The organism is Aeromonas sp. QDB63 (assembly GCF_027707425.1).
Taxonomy (GTDB): Bacteria; Pseudomonadota; Gammaproteobacteria; order Enterobacterales; family Aeromonadaceae; genus Aeromonas; species Aeromonas caviae.
Map to the genome: position 1 here is coordinate 1 of NZ_JAPCIS010000026.1, position 17,746 is coordinate 17,746.

General features: G+C 58.4%; 16 protein-coding genes. 6 read left to right on the plus strand and 10 right to left on the minus strand.

Annotation, left to right across the window (positions count from 1 at the left end; genetic code table 11):
* The first annotated feature begins 434 nt into the window (after positions 1–434).
* Positions 435–914 (plus strand): YcgN family cysteine cluster protein, encoded by a 480-nt coding sequence (locus tag PG879_RS15055; protein ID WP_270830373.1) that lies wholly within the window; start codon positions 435–437, stop codon positions 912–914.
* A 710-nt stretch (positions 915–1,624) separates the two neighbouring features.
* Here the strand turns inward: PG879_RS15055 and pflB are convergent.
* The 3 genes from pflB to ycaO form a co-directional block, all read right to left on the minus strand.
* A complete protein-coding gene (gene pflB / locus PG879_RS15060) occupies positions 1,625–3,907 on the minus strand; it encodes a formate C-acetyltransferase (RefSeq protein WP_010674504.1) in 2,283 nt (760 codons plus the stop codon).
* A gap of 41 nt (positions 3,908–3,948) precedes the next feature.
* Positions 3,949–4,797, minus strand: coding sequence for a formate transporter FocA (focA, locus tag PG879_RS15065; RefSeq protein WP_041211359.1), 849 nt, complete (start codon positions 4,795–4,797; stop codon positions 3,949–3,951).
* Between the two features lie 382 nt (positions 4,798–5,179).
* Complete coding sequence (ycaO, locus tag PG879_RS15070; RefSeq protein WP_270830374.1) at positions 5,180–6,940, minus strand: 30S ribosomal protein S12 methylthiotransferase accessory factor YcaO; 1,761 nt, start codon at positions 6,938–6,940, stop codon at positions 5,180–5,182.
* A gap of 335 nt (positions 6,941–7,275) precedes the next feature.
* On the opposite strand from ycaO, the gene PG879_RS15075 reads away from it, so the two are divergent.
* Positions 7,276–7,959, plus strand: coding sequence for a B3/B4 domain-containing protein (locus tag PG879_RS15075; RefSeq protein ID WP_270830375.1), 684 nt, complete (start codon positions 7,276–7,278; stop codon positions 7,957–7,959).
* A gap of 226 nt (positions 7,960–8,185) precedes the next feature.
* Here PG879_RS15075 and sugE read toward each other — a convergent pair whose 3' ends face one another.
* The gene (gene sugE / locus PG879_RS15080; RefSeq protein ID WP_039039004.1) at positions 8,186–8,500 is read right to left on the minus strand and encodes a quaternary ammonium compound efflux SMR transporter SugE; all 315 of its coding nucleotides are present in this window, start codon (positions 8,498–8,500) and stop codon (positions 8,186–8,188) included.
* Between the two features lie 339 nt (positions 8,501–8,839).
* Here sugE and asd point away from each other — a divergent pair, with 339 nt between their 5' ends.
* Positions 8,840–9,952 carry an aspartate-semialdehyde dehydrogenase gene (gene asd, locus PG879_RS15085; protein WP_103243235.1) on the plus strand — a complete coding sequence of 371 codons (1,113 nt, stop codon included), beginning with the start codon at positions 8,840–8,842 and terminating at the stop codon, positions 9,950–9,952.
* Positions 9,953–10,068: 116 nt separating this feature from the next.
* Here the strand turns inward: asd and cspD are convergent, their stop codons facing one another.
* Entirely contained in the window at positions 10,069–10,287 is a 219-nt protein-coding gene (gene cspD, locus PG879_RS15090) for a cold shock-like protein CspD (RefSeq protein ID WP_010674510.1), read from the minus strand.
* A gap of 228 nt (positions 10,288–10,515) precedes the next feature.
* On the opposite strand from cspD, the gene clpS reads away from it, so the two are divergent.
* Both clpS and clpA read left to right on the plus strand, forming a co-directional pair.
* Positions 10,516–10,833, plus strand: coding sequence for an ATP-dependent Clp protease adapter ClpS (gene clpS, locus PG879_RS15095; RefSeq protein ID WP_005325410.1), 318 nt, complete (start codon positions 10,516–10,518; stop codon positions 10,831–10,833).
* Between the two features lie 60 nt (positions 10,834–10,893).
* Positions 10,894–13,146 carry an ATP-dependent Clp protease ATP-binding subunit ClpA gene (gene clpA, locus PG879_RS15100; protein WP_010674511.1) on the plus strand — a complete coding sequence of 751 codons (2,253 nt, stop codon included), beginning with the start codon at positions 10,894–10,896 and terminating at the stop codon, positions 13,144–13,146.
* Positions 13,147–13,215: 69 nt separating this feature from the next.
* Here the strand turns inward: clpA and infA are convergent, their stop codons facing one another.
* From infA to aat, 3 genes are all read right to left on the minus strand, one after another.
* The gene (gene infA, locus PG879_RS15105) at positions 13,216–13,434 is read right to left on the minus strand and encodes a translation initiation factor IF-1 (protein WP_005300033.1); all 219 of its coding nucleotides are present in this window, start codon (positions 13,432–13,434) and stop codon (positions 13,216–13,218) included.
* A gap of 68 nt (positions 13,435–13,502) precedes the next feature.
* Entirely contained in the window at positions 13,503–14,219 is a 717-nt protein-coding gene (locus PG879_RS15110; protein WP_270830376.1) for an arginyltransferase, read from the minus strand.
* Positions 14,216–14,923 carry a leucyl/phenylalanyl-tRNA--protein transferase gene (aat, locus tag PG879_RS15115; protein ID WP_039039162.1) on the minus strand — a complete coding sequence of 236 codons (708 nt, stop codon included), beginning with the start codon at positions 14,921–14,923 and terminating at the stop codon, positions 14,216–14,218. The genes PG879_RS15110 and aat overlap by 4 nt, the downstream gene beginning before the upstream one ends.
* Positions 14,924–14,940: 17 nt before the next feature.
* On the opposite strand from aat, the gene PG879_RS15120 reads away from it, so the two are divergent.
* The gene (locus PG879_RS15120; protein WP_041211363.1) at positions 14,941–15,411 is read left to right on the plus strand and encodes a glycine zipper 2TM domain-containing protein; all 471 of its coding nucleotides are present in this window, start codon (positions 14,941–14,943) and stop codon (positions 15,409–15,411) included.
* 83 nt (positions 15,412–15,494) lie between these two features.
* Here the strand turns inward: PG879_RS15120 and PG879_RS15125 are convergent, their stop codons facing one another.
* Both PG879_RS15125 and trxB read right to left on the minus strand, forming a co-directional pair.
* Positions 15,495–16,736, minus strand: a complete 1,242-nt coding sequence (locus PG879_RS15125) for a diguanylate cyclase (RefSeq protein WP_029314438.1) — start codon at positions 16,734–16,736, stop codon at positions 15,495–15,497.
* A 58-nt stretch (positions 16,737–16,794) separates the two neighbouring features.
* Positions 16,795–17,745 carry a thioredoxin-disulfide reductase gene (trxB, locus tag PG879_RS15130; protein ID WP_010674516.1) on the minus strand — a complete coding sequence of 317 codons (951 nt, stop codon included), beginning with the start codon at positions 17,743–17,745 and terminating at the stop codon, positions 16,795–16,797.
* Position 17,746 lies beyond the last annotated feature (1 nt).

Here is a 17,746-nt window from a genome sequence, read left to right on the forward strand (position 1 = left end):
TGGATACCGTGTCTCCTTTCCCGGGGAATGGCTATGGCACAGCGAAGGTGTAGCACTATTGGGATCAGTTATTTAGTGAAATGAAGTAAATAAGGTATTGCTCTTTCCTTTGCATAATTTTCAATTGTTTGTTGTTTCATGAGTTATCCCTCACTCTTGTTTTCGCTGATTTTATAATGTACCTCCTAATGTTTTTAGGCAAGAGTAATGATTATTTTGATCGTGATTGAGTAGATTTAAAGTGTATTTGGTTTGTGACTTTAATGAGTTCGTTTCTGATTTTATTCACATTGATGTGTTTCTTATTTATCTTAAATTTTTGGCAGGATTTATGAAACTCAATGTTTATTGATACTCTGCCAATTTATCTTGAAAAATCGGGCCATAGGGCGTATAACCACGCGCTTGTCAGTGTATTGAGTGAGCCCATCTTCATGCAGCAAAGAGCGCAGCAAAACGTGCAGCAGACAGACGAAGTGCAGACCGCCCCCTTTTGGCAGGCGAAGAGCCTGCAGCAGATGACCACAGCCGAGTGGGAGTCCCTGTGCGACGGCTGCGGCAAGTGCTGCCTGAACAAGCTGATCGACGAGGACACCGAGGAGCTGGTGTTCACCAACGTGGCCTGCAACCTGCTCAATACCAAGACCTGCCAGTGCTCCGACTATGGCAACCGCTTTAAGAAAGAGCCGGACTGCCTGCAGATCACCCACGACAAGATTGCCGAGTTCAACTGGCTGCCCTCTACCTGTGCCTACCGCCTGCTGGCGGAGGGGCAGAGCCTGCCAGAGTGGCATCCCCTTATCACCGGCAGCCGCAGCGCCATGCACCAGGCCGGTCAGTCGGTGCGCGGCAAGGTGATCCATGAGGTACATGCCGGCGACTGGGCCGACCATATCATTACCTGGGCGAGCTAAGCCTTAAACCACCGTTTATTGCTTACTATAGGGGCAGGGGAGTGAGACTCCGCTGCCCTTGTAGTTTTTGGCATATAAGTGATCAGTTTTTTGCGATAAAGGCAGTTTGAAACTTCATGGTGAGATGAAAGCATCGTGAAGTCGTGAGAGGTCGCCTCTGACGCAGCCAGCACCCGTTAAACCGCATCCATGACACAAGGGCTGCAGAGTTCACACTCTGCAGCCCTTGTTGCTTTCTGGCGCTTGCTAGCGATGTAGAGTGGTTTCCCCTCACCCTGACCCTCTCCCAAGGGGAGAGGGAATAGATCGAGGTTGCTATGCAAAACTCGTGGTGGTCGAGCATGGTTCTGCTCTGCTTTTCTGAGTACCTGAGTACCTGAGTACCTGAGTACCTGAGTACCTGAGTACCTGAGTACCTGAGTACCTGAGTACCTGAGTACCTGAGTACCTGAGTACCTGAGTACCTGAGTACCTGAGTACCTGAGTACCTGAGTACCTGAGTACCTGAGTACCTGAGTGCCGATGAGCGCATCCGTGCATCAAGTGCGGGAGGGCAGTGGAGAGGCGTGATGGGGGCCAATGTCTGGCGGAGGGGGCGGCTCAGAGCCCACGAGCCAGCGGGCCTGGGAGGTGGGAAGCGGCTTGCACACTGCCAAACAGCCATAAAAAAACCGGCGCCTGGGCGCCGGTTTTTGTTCTCCGAGACTCTATTACAGAGAAGCGGTGAAGGTACGGGTGATGACGTCTTGCTGTTGCTCCTTGGTCAAGGAGTTGAAGCGAACGGCATAACCGGATACGCGGATGGTCAACTGCGGATATTTCTCCGGGTTTTCCATGGCGTCCAGCAGCATTTCACGGTTCATCACGTTGACGTTCAGGTGCTGACCACCTTCCAGGTTGGCTTCGTGGTGGAAGTAACCATCCATCAGGCCGGCCAGGTTGGCTTTCTGGGCTTCCATGTCTTTGCCCAGGGCATTCGGCACGATGGAGAAGGTATAGGAGATACCATCTTTGGCGTAGGCGAACGGCAGCTTGGCGACGGACGTCAGGGAAGCAACGGCACCCTTCTGATCACGACCGTGCATCGGGTTGGCACCCGGGCCGAACGGCGCACCGGCGCGACGACCATCCGGGGTGTTACCGGTCTTCTTGCCGTACACCACGTTGGAGGTGATGGTCAGCACGGACTGGGTAGCCACGGCACCGCGGTAGGTGTTGAGCTTCTGAATCTTCTTCATGAAGCGCTCGACCAGGTCGCAGGCGATGTCATCGACGCGAGCGTCGTTGTTGCCGAACTGCGGGTACTCGCCTTCGATTTCGAAGTCGATGGAGACGCCATCGGCATCACGTACCGGCTTGACCTTGGCGTACTTGATGGCAGACAGGGAATCAGCGGCTACGGACAGACCCGCGATGCCGCAAGCCATGGTGCGATAGACGTCACGGTCGTGCAGCGCCATCAGGGAGGCTTCGTAGCTGTACTTGTCGTGCATGTAGTGGATGATATTCAGGGCGGCGACATACTGCTTGGCCAGCCAGTCCATGAAGTGATCCAGTCTGTCCATCACGTCGTTGTAATCGAGGTACTCGGAGGTGACCATTTCGGTCTTCGGACCGACCTGGATCTTGAGCTTCTCGTCCATACCGCCGTTGATTGCATACAACATGGTCTTGGCCAGGTTGGCACGGGCACCGAAGAACTGCATCTGTTTGCCGACGATCATCGGGGACACACAGCAAGCGATGGCGTAGTCATCGTTGTTGAAGTCCGGACGCATCAGGTCGTCGTTCTCGTACTGAACGGAAGAGGTCTCGATGGATACCTTGGCGCAGTACTTCTTGAAACCGACCGGCAGCTTCTCGGACCACAGGATGGTCAGGTTCGGCTCAGGGGACGGGCCCATGGTGTACAGGGTGTTCAGCATACGGAAGCTGTTCTTGGTGACCAGGGTACGGCCGTCAACGCCCATACCGGCCAGGGTCTCGGTCGCCCACATCGGGTCGCCGGAGAACAGTGAATCGTATTCCGGGGTACGCAGGAAGCGAACCATACGCAGCTTCATGACCATGTGGTCCATCAGCTCCTGGGCTTCTTGCTCGGTGATCAGGCCTTTTTGCAGGTCACGCTCGATGTAGATATCCAGGAAGCTGGAGGTACGACCGAAGGACATGGCGGCGCCGTTCTGGGACTTGACCGCCGCCAGGTAGGCGAAGTAGGTCCACTGTACGGCTTCTTTGGCGGTCTTGGCCGGTACGGAGATGTCGCAGCCATATTTGGCAGCCATCACTTTCATCTGGGCCAGGGCACGGTGCTGCTCGGAGATCTCTTCGCGCAGACGGATGGTGGCTTCCAGGTTGACACCGTTTTCCAGGTCAGCCTGCAGGGACTTGAACTGAGCCAGTTTGTCGGCCATCAGGAAGTCGATACCGTACAGGGCAACACGACGGTAGTCACCGATGATACGGCCACGGCCGTAGGCATCCGGCAGACCGGTGATGACGCCGGACTTGCGGCAGTTCAGGATGTCTTTGGTGTAGACGTCGAACACGCCCTGGTTGTGAGTCTTGCGGTACTCGGTGAAGATCTTCTCGACCATGGGGTCAAGCTGGCGACCGTACACTTCGCAAGAGGTCTTGACCATCTTGATACCGCCGTTGGCGATGATGGCGCGCTTGAGCGGTTTGTCGGTCTGCAGACCAACGATTTGCTCCAGGCTCTGGTCGATATAGCCGGCATCGTGAGCGGTAATGGTGGAGGGCAGGTCGGTATCAAAATCGACCGGCGCGTGAGTGCGGTTCTCGATCTTGATGCCTTCCATGACCTTGTCCCACAGCTTGGTGGTAGCTTCGGTCGCGCCAGCCAGGAAGGACTCGTCACCTTCATACGGGGTGTAGTTCTTCTGGATGAAGTCACGGGTGTTGACAGAGGTCTGCCATTCACCGGCTGCGAAGCCTTCCCATGCTTTTTGGAACTGTTCGTTAAGTTCTGCCATTTTCATTACCTCTCAAGGTATTTATGTGTCTGCCGCCATCCTTAATGATGGCGACGGAAGATAAACCAGTAAGTCAGCCCAACCATGACGCCACCACCAATGATATTACCTATGGTGACAGGGATGAGGTTGTGCAGGACGAAGTTGGACACGGTCAGGTCGGCAAAGGTTGCCGGATCCTGGCCGATGGCCTGCCAGAATTCCGGGCTCGCGACGCTGTGGATGGCGATACCGACCGGGATCATAAACATGTTTGCGATGCTGTGCTCAAAACCGGAGGCCACGAACATGGCGACGGGAAGCAGCATCACCATCACCTTGTCGGTGGCGCTGCGGGCGCCGAAGGCCATCCACACGGCGAGACACACCATGAGGTTGCAGAGGATGCCAAGGGCCACGGCCTCGAAGAAGGTGTGATGGATCTTGTGCTGGGCCACTTTCATGGCGTTCAGCCCCCACTGACCATCCGCTGCCGTGTATTCCGCCGACATGATGATGAGGCCGACGATGATGAGACCGCCGATGAGGTTGCCGAAGTAGACCAGTCCCCAGTTCTTGAGCAGCTGGGCCCAGCTGATGCGATTGGCCGCCTTGGCTACCAGGGTGAGGGTAGTGGAGGTGAACAGTTCGGCGCCGAGCAGCACGCAGAGGATGAGACCGAGGGAGAAGCAGATGCCGCCCACCAGCTTGGACATGCCCCAGGCCATGCCGCTTGAGCCCGTGGTGACGGTGATATAGAAGACGAAGGCGATGGAGATGAAGGCGCCAGCGGTGATGGCCAGGGGAATGACCTTGTATGCGGGCTTGGTGGCCTTGGCATAGGTAATGTCTTCGGCCAGGGCGGCGATGGCTTCGGGCTTCAGACAATCAAAGGGAGATTCTGCTTTCAATTCTCAGTACCTGCATATTTTGCCTGTGGAAATCATAACAAAGGGGCTGATCCCCAAAATTGACTCCGATCAAGAATTACAGATTGTGAATGTAATTTTACTACAGGATTTTTCACCATCCGGAAGCGTTTCTTTACACCAGGTTTCAGGTGAAACAGAAATGGGTCTGTTATTAATTTTATGATTTTTAAGAACTTATAAAGGACACCCTTAAAAAAGTACCGGCCAGGCACCTTTGCGGCCGCACTGCACCATGAGTGCCAAATTAACAACCCCCTAAGAGGTATTTTTTGTCTTTTATTTCATCTTTGTGGCACGGCCAGCCAAAGCGTAGACCATAAAACAGAAGGGGCCCTCAGGGCCCCTTCGTCATATCAGCATATCAGTTCCAGGTGTGGATTCGTTTGGCTTTTTGCAATTTCTCGTAAGCGGCCAGCAGTTTCTGGTGCAGCGGGAACTGGGAGAGGGATAGATCGGCGGCTTCCAGACCGTGGAAGCGCGCCTCGCCGCGGGCGTTGGCCCACGCCTGCGCCAGGGTCTCTTCCCCGAACATGCGGGCGAATACCGGGCGGTACTGCTCGGGGTCGCGTTCCTCGTCGAGGAAAAGCTCGACGCAGGCACGCAGGGCGCGGTAGTAAACGGCGCGATCCGCCGGGAACACCGACTGGTTGAACTCCATGGTCCAGTCGATGAGGTCGAGGGCGCTCTCCAGGTCACCAGCGGCCAGCGCCAGCATGGCTTTGAGCTCACCGACGCGCAGGGTGTGCAGGGCAGTGCCCTTGGCGGCGGCGATGCCGAGCAGCTCGCGCACCCGGGTGCGCTCGTCGTGACCCTCTTCATCCAACTGGTCGAACAGCGCCATGTACTGCTCCGCGTCCCACTCGAGCGCCGGCAGCGCCAGGATGGTCTCCCGCAGGTGGGCCCCCATGGTGTTGTTGGCCAGCAGCAGATCTTCCACCGGATAGATGTCGGACATGCCGGGCACCAGGATACGGCAGGCGTAGACACCCAGGTGCTCGTAGTCGGCGATGTAGACCGGCTGCTCCAGCTCGTGGAAGATGCCGATCAGGTGGTCGAACTCCTCTTGCGAGGTGCCACGGAAGTCCCAGTCGGCAAACTCGAAGTCGGACTCTTCCTTGAACAGATCCCAGCTGATGAGGCCGGAGGAGTCGATGAAGTGGGTCTCCAGGTTGTGGTGATCCGCCACCTGCTCGTTGTCGAACGACGGCGGCACGAAGGCGTCCAGATCCTTGAGGCTGCGCCCTTGCAGCAGTTCGGTGACGGTACGCTCGAAGGCGACCTCGAAGCGCGGGTGGGCGCCGAAGGAGGCAAAGCAGGTGCCATTGCTCGGGTTGAGCAGCACCACGCAGATGACCGGATAACGGCCGCCGAGGGAGGCATCGAAGCTGTAGATGGGGAAGCCTTCGGCCTCCAGTGCATCGATGGACGCCTTGATGCCCGGGTAACGGGCGATGACCTCGCCCGGGATCTGGGGCAGGCTGATGGCCTCGGCGATGATCTTGTTCTTCACGTGGCGCTCGAACACCTCCGACAACCCCTGGGTGCGGGCCTCGGTGCGGGTGTTGCCGGCACTCATGCCGTTGGAAACATACAGGTTGCCGACGATGTTCATCGGGATATAGACGGTCTGGTGGTCGGACTGGCGCTCGAAGGGCAGGGCGACGATGCCGCGCTCCTCGTTGCCGGATTGCAGGTCCACCAGCATGTCGGCGGTCACTTCACCGTCCGGGTTGTAGAACTTGCGGGTGAAGGAGTCGAGCAGACCGGCGGGCAGCTGATCCCCCTCGATGGGGAACCACTTCTCGTTCGGGTAGTGGACGAAGTCGCCATTGGCGACCTGCTCGCCCAGGTAGAAGTCGGCGAAGAAGTAGTTGGTGGAGAGACGCTCGAAATACTCGCCAAGGGCGGAGGCGAGCGCCGCCTTCTTGCTGGCACCCTTGCCGTTGGTGAAGCAGAGAGCGCACTCCTTGTCCCGGATGTGCACGGACCAGACGTTGGGCACGGGGTTGAGCCAGGAGGCCTCTTCGATATCAAACCCCAGGGCTTGCAGCTTGGTCTGGAAGCGTTCGATGGAATCTTCCAGCGCTGCGTCCTTGCCGGGAATAAAAGTGTGGTCGGTCATCACAATGTCCTGATTTTATGGGCTCATGTTTGGACGCAGATAATAGCATGAGTGACGGGGAAAGCGGCCAGGGCAATGGTGTGGGCTTGCCCAGGTCTGCATTGGATGGGCGGGGTGTGGTAGTGGGGCCGGACGGTGCGCTGCGGGGCGGCGATTTTTCATGGGAAAGAGGGTTGGGTCATCAGTTTTACTTAACATAATTAAGATAAAGTAAATTTTATTATGACCCTGTGCCCTTCATCATGGCGTCAACCGTTGGCGGGGGAAGGAAAAGAGGGGAACGCCCGTGCCCGTTCCGCCACCCCGTCTTGATGAGCCTTGACCAGGAGTGCTGAATGTTCCCGATGATCCCCCGTATCGACCCCGAGATAGCCAGGTTGGCGCCGGGTTTTTGTGCCCTCAGCATCGTGGTGGAAGCCGCCCCCGTGATTGACACTCTGGTGGGGGAGCGGGCCCTGGCCCGGGCATGTGCGGCCCTTGGCACCGACGAGGCCCCCTGGGCCCTTGAACATCTGGCCGCCTGGGATCAGGTGTTCAAGGGGTTTGGCGCCAAGCCTGCCCGCACGCCCTGCTCGGCCCAGGCACTGCGCAAGCGGGTGCTGCGCGATGGCGTCTTGCCCGCCATCGATCCTGTGGTCGATCTCTACAACGTCATCAGCATCGAGTATGCCATTCCCGTGGGCGGGGAGGATCTGGCGGCCTATGTGGGAGCGCCGCGTCTGGTGATTGCCGATGGCAGCGAATGCTTTGACACCCTCAAAGAAGGGCTGCCAACCCAGGAGGCACCGGCTCCCGGAGAGGTGGTGTGGCGGGACGATCTCGGCGTCACCTGTCGCCGCTGGAACTGGCGCCAGGGGATCCGCACTCGCCTGAGCCTCTCTTCCCCCCGGATGTGGTTCATTCTGGAGTGTCTGCCGCCGATGCCGCGCACGGCCTTGTGGGAGGCCGGCGACAGGCTGATTGCCGGTCTTACGCAGATGATGCCTGGGGCCCGCATCGAGCAGACGCTGGTGGAGTGATTGAAGGAGCAGACGAAAAGATAAAAGGAGGCGCCCCATGCTCGCCCGGGCGGTCATGGGGCGGATCTTGCTCGCCATCACGCGCCATGCCACGTCTGTGCCACCCGCCTTTCCCCACCGCCTGCGAACACATCAGCAAGCAGAGGAACACCGCAACACGCTGGGCTGACATCGCCCCCTGGAGCTTGCCACGTCGGGGCCGGTGTACCCGGCCCTCACAGCGCGCCTAACCGATGAACTTCAATCCCAGAATGCCGACGATGATGAGCAGCAGGCAGAGCACCCGGGCCAGGGTGGCCGGTTCGTTGAACAGCCAGATCCCCATCAGCACGGTGCCGACCGCGCCGATGCCGGTCCAGACCGCGTAGGCGGTACCAAGGGGCAACTGTTTGACCGCCATGGCGAGCAGCAGCACGCTCACCCCCATGGCGATCAGGGTCAGCAGGGTGGGGAGGGGACGGCTGAAACCGTCGGTGTATTTGAGGCCGATGGCCCAGGCGACCTCGAACAGGCCGGCCAACAGCAATAGCAACCACGACATAAAGCAGATTCCGCAGGAAGCAGGGTCGTCCCTGCGTATCAGGAGGCCTCGGGGCCGTCCCCGAGGGGCAGCGGGGCTGCCGGTCGGTCTCAATGATGCCCCAACTGGAGGCAGGATGCCAACCGGCTGCCCGCAGGTCGGCCAGGCCGACGGATATTGCAGCGAATGGCACAGAATATTGCGCAATTCGACTTGCGCCCGCCGTCACAATCCGTAATGTGGACAGACGCATTTTTTGCAACTCATATATTGTGAATCCCTTGTAAACGGCTGGCGCCAAGGCAGGGGTCACGGGTACCACACACGATTTCTATAAGCAGCTATCCAGGGTAGGACATTATGAAAAAAGTAGGTTTGGTCGGTTGGCGTGGCATGGTGGGTTCGGTCTTGATGAGCCGGATGCAGGAAGAGAAGGATTTTGCCCGCATTCAACCCACCTTCTTCACCACCTCCCAGGCCGGTGAGGCCGCCCCCAATTTTGGTGTCGATGCCGGCACCTTGCAGGACGCCTTCGATCTCGAGGCGCTGGCCGCACAGGACGTCATCATCACCGCCCAGGGCGGCGACTACACCAAGGATGTCTATCCGCGCCTGAAAGCCGCCGGCTGGCAGGGCTACTGGATTGACGCCGCCTCCTCCCTGCGCATGGAGAAGGACGCGGTTATCATCCTGGATCCGGTCAACGGCGACGTCATCGAGGATGCCCTGAACAACGGCATCAAGACCTTCGTTGGCGGCAACTGCACCGTCAGCCTGATGCTGCTGGCCCTGGGTGGCCTGTTCAAGGCCGATCTGGTGGAGTGGGTGAGCGTGGCCACCTATCAGGCGGCCTCCGGTGGTGGTGCCCGCCACATGCGCGAGCTGGTCACCCAGATGGGCATGCTGCGGGATGAAGTGGCGGTGGAGCTGGCGGATCCCGCCTCCGCCATCCTCGACATCGAGCGCAAGATCACCGAGAAGACCCGCTCCGGCACCCTGCCGGTGGACAACTTCGGTGTGCCGCTGGCCGGTGGCCTCATCCCCTGGATCGACACCAAGCTCGACAACGGCCAGAGCCGTGAAGAGTGGAAAGGCCAGGCCGAGACCAACAAGATCCTGGGTATCGAAAACGCCGCCATTCCGGTGGATGGTCTGTGCGTGCGCATCGGCGCCCTGCGCTGCCACAGCCAGGCCTTCACCATCAAGCTGAAAAAAGACGTGCCGCTGGCCGAAATCGAATCCCTGCTGGCCGCCCACAACGACTGGGTCAAGGTGATCCCCAACGATCGCGACATCACCGCCCGCGAGCTGACCCCGGCCGCCGTCACCGGCACCCTCAGCATCCCGGTGGGTCGTCTGCGCAAGCTCAACATGGGCCCGGAGTACCTGGCCGCCTTCACCGTGGGTGACCAGCTGCTGTGGGGCGCCGCCGAGCCGCTGCGCCGTATGCTCAACATCCTGCTGGCCCGCTGAGGTAGCGGCAGCAGGGAACAGGGAAGGCCTGGCCTTTCTTGTTCCCCTCTTCGTGCCTGTCCATAAAAAAGCGGCATCCCTTGGGATGCCGCTTTTTAATTTATCCAGTTTGACTCTTAGATGTTCTGTGCTTCGTTTGGCACGATGACAGAGGCATGATTTCCTTTCGGCCCCTGCTGCAGTTCAAAGTTGACTGCCTGACCTGCTTTCAAGGTCTTGTAACCTTCCATTTGAATCGTGGAGTAGTGAGCGAAGATGTCTTCACCACCGCCTTCCGGACAGATAAACCCAAATCCTTTTGCGTTGTTGAACCACTTGACTGTTCCGGTTGCCATACATCTACATCCTTTTATTGATTACCCTGAAGTCGTTGAGTAACCTGCGCCAGCCTTATATAACTAGGGCATGACCCCGTAGCAGACGGGCGCCGATTAGCAAGTAACCAATCTAGTCCAACTTTTAAGCGAGTCAAGAAGTTGTTAACAACCGATGTGATCTGGTTAACAAGTCTATTGACAATCTTGAGCGACACGGTAGTAATCTAGAGGTACCAAAGCGCAACTATGAGCAAGCAGAAAGAACTCTTTGCTAATGAAGAGATTGCAGAAGCAGAGAAAACGAAGCTGCAACCGCCACCCATGTACAAGGTCGTCCTGAACAACGACGACTACACACCGATGGAGTTCGTGGTGGAGGTGCTGCAAAGGTTCTTTGGTATGGATCTGGAGAAGGCCACTCAGGTGATGCTGAGCGTGCATTATAGTGGTAAGGGAGTCTGCGGCACATTTACCGCCGAGATTGCCGAGACCAAAGTGGTTCAGGTCAACACCTATTCACGTAACAACGAACATCCACTGCTATGTACCATGGAAAAGGCTTGAATCTGATGACTTGATGGCGATAACGACACCGCATTGTTGCTGTACTGAGGGGAGGTGCCTATGTTGAACAAAGATCTAGAAAAGACGCTGAACGAGGCTTTCAAGCTGGCCCGTGACGAGCGCCACGAATTCATGACCGTCGAGCACCTGTTGTTGGCCCTGCTGGATAACAGCTCAGCCCATGAGGCGCTGAGTTCATGTGGTGCGGATGTGGAACAGATGCGCAAAGAGATCCGCGCCTTCATCAATCAAACGACCCCGCTCATCCCCCGTGACGACGAAGACAGGGAAACCCAGCCGACGCTGGGCTTCCAGCGCGTGCTGCAACGTGCCGTCTTCCATGTCCAGTCGTCCGGCAATACCGAGGTGAGCGGTGCCAATGTCCTGGTCGCCATCTTCAGCGAACAAGAGTCCCAGGCCGCCTACTTCCTGAAAAAAGCCGAAATAAGCCGCCTGGATGTGGTGAACTTCCTGTCCCACGGGGTGCGCAAGGACAACAAGCCCGAGAGTGGTGGCAACAATGCGGAATCTGATGACGAGGTATCCTCTGCCCAGATAGAAAGCTTTGCCACCAACCTCAACCAGCTGGTGCTGGAGGGGCGTATCGATCCGCTCATCGGCCGTGATCAGGAGCTCAATCGCACCATTCAGGTATTGTGCCGCCGCCGCAAGAACAACCCCTTGCTGGTCGGGGAAGCCGGGGTGGGCAAGACCGCCATCGCCGAAGGGCTTGCCTACCGTATCGTCAAGGGGGATGTGCCCGAGGTGATTGCGGGTAGCACCATCTACTCCCTGGACATGGGCTCCCTGCTGGCGGGCACCAAGTATCGTGGTGACTTCGAGAAGCGCCTCAAGGTGCTGCTCAAGCAGATCGAACGTCAGGAGGGGGCCATCCTCTTCATCGACGAGATCCACACCATCATTGGCGCTGGTGCGGCTTCCGGTGGCCAGCTGGATGCGGCCAACCTCATCAAGCCGCTGCTCTCCAATGGTTTGCTGCGCTGCGTGGGCTCCACCACCTACCAAGAATATGCCCAGATCTTCGAGAAGGACAGGGCTCTGGCTCGTCGCTTCCAGAAGATCGACATCGTCGAACCCACAGTAGACGACACCACTCGCATTCTGATGGGACTCAAGAGCCGTTATGAGTCTCACCATGGCGTGCGTTACACCGTCAAGGCGATCCGGGCGGCGGTGGAGCTTTCCGCCAAGTACATCAATGATCGTCATCTGCCTGACAAGGCCATCGACGTCATCGACGAGGCGGGGGCAGGGCAACGCCTCTTGCCCGTCAGCAAGCGCAAGAAGGTGATCAATGTGCCGGAAATCGAGGCCATTGTTGCCAAGATTGCCCGTATTCCCGAGAAATCTGTCTCCTCCTCCGACAAGGAGGTGCTGAAGAATCTGGAGCGCAATCTCAAGATGGTGGTGTTCGGGCAGGACAAGGCCATCGAGGTGCTGACCGATGCCATTCGGTTGTCACGTTCAGGGCTTGGCAACGAACGCCGACCTGTGGGGTGCTTCCTGTTTGCCGGCCCGACCGGGGTGGGCAAGACCGAAGTGACCCAGCAACTGGGCAAGGCGCTCGGGGTCGAGGTATTGCGATTTGACATGTCGGAATACATGGAACGCCATACCGTGTCCCGGTTGATCGGGGCTCCTCCCGGTTACGTGGGATTCGAGCAGGGAGGGCTGTTGACCGACTCTGTCCTCAAGCATCCGCACTCCGTCGTGCTGCTTGACGAGATCGAGAAGGCGCACCCGGATGTCTTCAACCTGCTGCTGCAGGTGATGGACAACGGTACCCTGACGGACAACAACGGGCGCAAGGCAGATTTTCGCAATGTGATCCTGGTGATGACCACCAACGCAGGGGTTCAGGAGACCCAGCGCAAGTCCATCGGCTTCCAGCAGCAGGACATGAGCCACGATGCCATGGCGGTGATCAACAAGACGTTCAGTCCGGAGTTCCGCAACCGGCTCGATCACACCATCTGGTTCAACCATCTCGACATGGGAGTGATCCATCAGGTGGTCGACAAGTTCATCGTCGAGCTGCAGGTTCAGCTGGATGCCAAGGGCGTTTCACTGGAGGTGTCTGAAGAGGCGCGCCACTGGTTGGCAGAGAAAGGGTATGACAGGGCAATGGGAGCAAGACCCATGGGCCGGGTCATTCAGGAGCACCTCAAGAAGCCCCTGGCCAACGAGATCCTGTTTGGTTCCCTGGTCGATGGCGGTATTGTGAAGGTTGAGCTGGTGAACAACAGCCTCAGCTTTGATTTTCAGGTCAACGTTGAAGCTGTCTCTCACTGACTGTGAGCAAGGCCGGAAATGACAAAAAACCCCAACCGAGAGGCTGGGGTTTTTTGCTGAATTCCTGGCTTAGCGAGAGCGGAAAACAATACGTCCCTTGGAGAGATCGTACGGAGTCAGAGCCACCGTTACTTTGTCCCCAGTCAGGATACGGATGTAGTTTTTGCGCATCTTGCCGGAAATATGAGCGATAACCACGTGACCATTTTCCAGTTCCACACGGAACATGGTATTGGGCAAGGTTTCGAGAATGGTACCCTGCATCTCAATACTGTCTTCTTTAGCCATTGAATCCTCTTGATAAGCCACAACAAAAAACCGCTGGATCATGCCGGATTTAAGGCTATGTGTAAAGTTTACTCGGGCTTGGTGTCGATTTTTTTCCATTCGCCCTGTACCAGCAGCTCATGGGGCAGGTATTGGCGCTTGTAATTCATCTTGCGGCACTCCTCCACCAAATACCCCAGATAGAGCCACTGACGACCGGTACGTCTGGCCAGTTCCAACTGGCTCAGGATGGCGAAGGCGCCGAGCGACCGGTCGGCATAGTCGGGGTCGAAGAAGGTGTACATGGCGCTCAGAGAGTGGGGAAGCAGGTCCGTGGTGGCCACGCCGATGAGGCGTCCCTCCTTGCGCATCTCCAGATAGAGGGGGGGCATCCAGTCGCAGTGCAGGAACCCCTTGTATTGGGTCCGGCTCGGTGGATACATGCTGCCATCCCGATGACGCTCACGGATATAGCGTTCATAGAGCTGGTAATACTCGGGCTTGTCGTCATAGCTCAGCACGAGTTCGAGATCCCGGTTCAACTGGCGGATGCGTTTCTGCCCACGACTCGGGGTGAAGCGTTCACTGTGTATGCGCAAGGATTGACAGGCGCTGCAGGCGGGGCAGTGAGGACGATAGATGTCGTTGCCACTGCGCCGGAATCCTGCCGTCAGCAGCCGTTCGTACCCGGCGGCGTTGAGCAGTTCATGGTCCATCAGGACCAGCAACTGCTCCTGCTCGTGACCGAGGTAGCTGCACGGGTGCCTGGGGGTCAGCCCGACCTTGAGGATCACTTCTTCACTCATAGGCTGATTCTCCTCGGTTGCCAGCATCCCTCTTGCAACGGTTGCCGGGTCAGGGTGGCCAGGGTGGTCAGAAAGCGCTGCCTTGGCCACTCCTGAACGCCCAGCGTGGCCAGAAAGTCGTTTTGCATCTGGCAATCGATGAGGGCACCGCCGTGCCCTGCAAAGTGGCGACAGAGGGCCACCATGGCCAGTTTGGCGCCATTGTCGATGCGGCTGAACATGGATTCACCACAAAAGAGTCGGCCCAGGGAGAGGCCATAGAGGCCTGCCTGCAACTGATCATCCTGCCAGATCTCGATGGAGTGGGCATGACCGAGGCGATGAAGGCGCCGATAGGCGTCGATCATGGGGGCACTTATCCAGGTGCCGCTGGCGGTGCGACGGGGGGCGGCGCAGGCTGCAATGACGTCATCAAAGGCGCGATTGATGTAAATCTCGAAGGGGGTGCGGCGCAAACACTTCTGCAGGCTGCGGCCGATGTGGAGTTCCTCGGGCACGATGACTCCCCTGGGGTCCGGTGACCACCACAGCAGTGGCTGATGGGGTTCATTCCACGGAAAGATCCCGCTGTGGTAAGCTGCCAGCAATCGAGCGGGAGAGAGATCTCCCCCAATCGCGAGCAGCCCGTTGGGCTCTTCCAGCGCATGGCTGGGGGAGGGAAACCAGCACAGCTCATCATCCAGTTCGGTAAGATAGCGAGACATAAGGCAGAGGTTCATAGATGAAGGCCATTATCCTGATAGTATCCAGCTTGCTTGGCTTTGTCACGGCGCCGGCCTGGAGTGCGGTGTATGAACGCAACACGGCGCGTCCGGTGGAGCAGGTGGTCTTCGGCCAGGTGGATGCGGTGCGCAACATCACCCAGCGCCAGATGGTGGAATCGGAGCATTCCGGCTGGAAAACTCTGGGAGGGGCCGTGCTTGGCGGGCTGCTCGGCAACCAGTTTGGCGGTGGGCACGGGCGGGAAATTGCCACTGCGGTCGGAGCGCTGGCGGGAGCGGCGGCGGTGCAGCAGTTTCAGTCAGGGGGCAGCGTGGTGGAGAACAAGTTGGTGGAGCTGCTGATCCGCAACGAGCAGAACGGGCTCATCAACGTGATCCAGGATTACGATCCGGCCATGGTCTTTGCGCAGGGCGACAAGGTGCGCATCCTCTATTTCAGCGATGGGGTGCGGGTCGACAAGACCTATTGAACGGTGAAGAAGGGATTGACCCGGCGGCCGCCACACAAGGGGCGCCGGGCGGTACTACACGGAGTGCCTCTGCTGATGCTTGTTCAGACGTCCTGACAGACTATCTTGTCTCGCCCGGTATTCTTTGCCTGATACAACTGGCGATCTGCCTCGCTCAGCGCCTCGTCCATGGAGAGCCGCCCGACATTGATGACGCCGAAACTGGCGCGTACAAAGAGCGATATCTCCCGGGACAGCGGTTGCTGGCGCATTTGCAGACGAAGCCCTTCCAGCCGCTTGAGCAGCACGGGAACGGGGCAGTGGGGCACCATCAGGGCAAATTCTTCACCACCGAATCGGGCTATCATGGCATCCGGGAAGAACTGGGTGAGCAGCCTGGCCAGGTGACAGAGCAGCTGATCGCCGATGGCGTGCCCCCAGTGATCATTGACCTGCTTGAAGTGATCCACATCGAGCACGCACAGGGAGAGCTGCGCCTGATGGCGCTGATGCTCCTCGAACCACTTTTGACCCTCGTTGAACCAGTAGCGTCTGTTGTAAAGCCCGGTCAGGTAGTCTCGGTTGGCCGATTCCTGGATGTTGTTGAACTGCTCAAGGGCCTCCAGGTTGTGGCTGACCCGGCACTGCAGCTCCTCGGGTTCAAAGGGCTGATTGAGAAAATCATTCGCCCCTTGCTTGAGGTAGCGTGCCGAGAGGCCGTGCTTGTCCGACACCGAGATGCCGATGATGGCGAGCTGCTGCTTGCTGTAGCGCTCGCGCAGCATTCGCACCAGGCTGATGCCGTCGATCTCCGGCATGTAGTAGTCCACCAGCATCAGGCGAATGGCGGGGTGCTGCTCAAGCTGCGCCAGCGCATCGCGGGCAGAATTGGCCTCGTGCACCTGCAACAACTGCTTGCGCAACTGGGCCGCGGTACGGTGACGGGAGGTGCGTGAATCGTCGACCACCAAGACTTCGATGGCTTGGTTGAGGTAGAGGCGGTGCACCAGACCGACGGCATATTGCAGGGAGTGACGTGAATCCTTCATCACGTAGTCCAGCACCCCGGCCTCCAGCCAGGCTTCCCGCTTCTCTTCGCTGATGTCGGCCGTCAGGATCACCACCGGCAGCCCACGCTCCCTCAGCACGTTGACAGCCTCTCCGCCGGGGGCGTCCGGCAGGGTGAGATCCACCAGGGCGACCACATAATCTTCCCCATGGCAATCGCGAGCCCCTTCAAGGGTATCGAACGCGTCGATTTCCAGCCCGGTCTGCTGCGCAATGGCCTGGGTCAGCATGCGGCGTACCGTCAGGCTGTCTTCCACTATCATTATTTTTCGTTTCATCCTGCTCCTTGCAATAAAAAAGGGCATGCCAACTGGCATGCCCTTTATATCCTTCCGATTATTGTGCGTCCAGATATCGCTCAGCATCGAGGGCTGCCATGCAGCCGGTCCCTGCGGAGGTGATCGCCTGGCGGTAGACGTGGTCTGCCACGTCGCCAGCGGCGAACACGCCCGGGATGCTGGTCTGGGTTGCGAACCCTTCCAGTCCGCCACGCACCTTCAGATAGCCGTTTTCCATCGCCAACTGCCCTTCGAAGATCTGGGTGTTGGGCTGGTGACCGATGGCGATGAAGACCCCCATCAGCGGCAGCTCGGAGGTGGTGTCATCCCGGGTGCTGCGCAGGCGCACGCCGGTGACGCCCATGTCGTCACCCAGTACTTCGTCCAGGGTCTGATGGGTGTGCAGGACGATATTGCCGCTCTCGACCTTGTCGTTGAGGCGCTTGATCAGGATCTTCTCGGCGCGGAACTCGTCGCGGCGATGGATGAGGTGCACCTTCTTGGCGATGTTGGCCAGATAGAGTGCCTCTTCCACGGCGGTGTTGCCGCCGCCGACCACGGCCACTTCCTGGTTGCGGTAGAAGAAGCCGTCACAGGTGGCGCAGGCGGAGACGCCGCGGCCCTTGAAGGCCTCTTCGGAGGGCAGACCCAGGTATTTGGCGGAGGCGCCGGTGGCGAGGATCAGCGCATCGCAGGTGTATTCACCGTTGTCGCCCTTGAGGCGGAAGGGGCGCTCGGTCAGCGTCACTTCATTGATGTGATCAAAGAGGATGCGGGTATCGAACTTCTCTGCATGCTCTTTCATGCGCTCCATCAGGGCCGGGCCGGTCAGCCCTTCCGCGTCCCCTGGCCAGTTTTCCACTTCGGTGGTGGTGGTCAGCTGACCACCTTGCTGCATGCCGGTGATGAGCAGGGGATTGAGGTTGGCGCGAGCGGCATAGACGGCCGCAGTGTAACCTGCCGGGCCGGATCCCAGGATCAGCAGTTTGCTGTGAGTGACTTGGCTCATG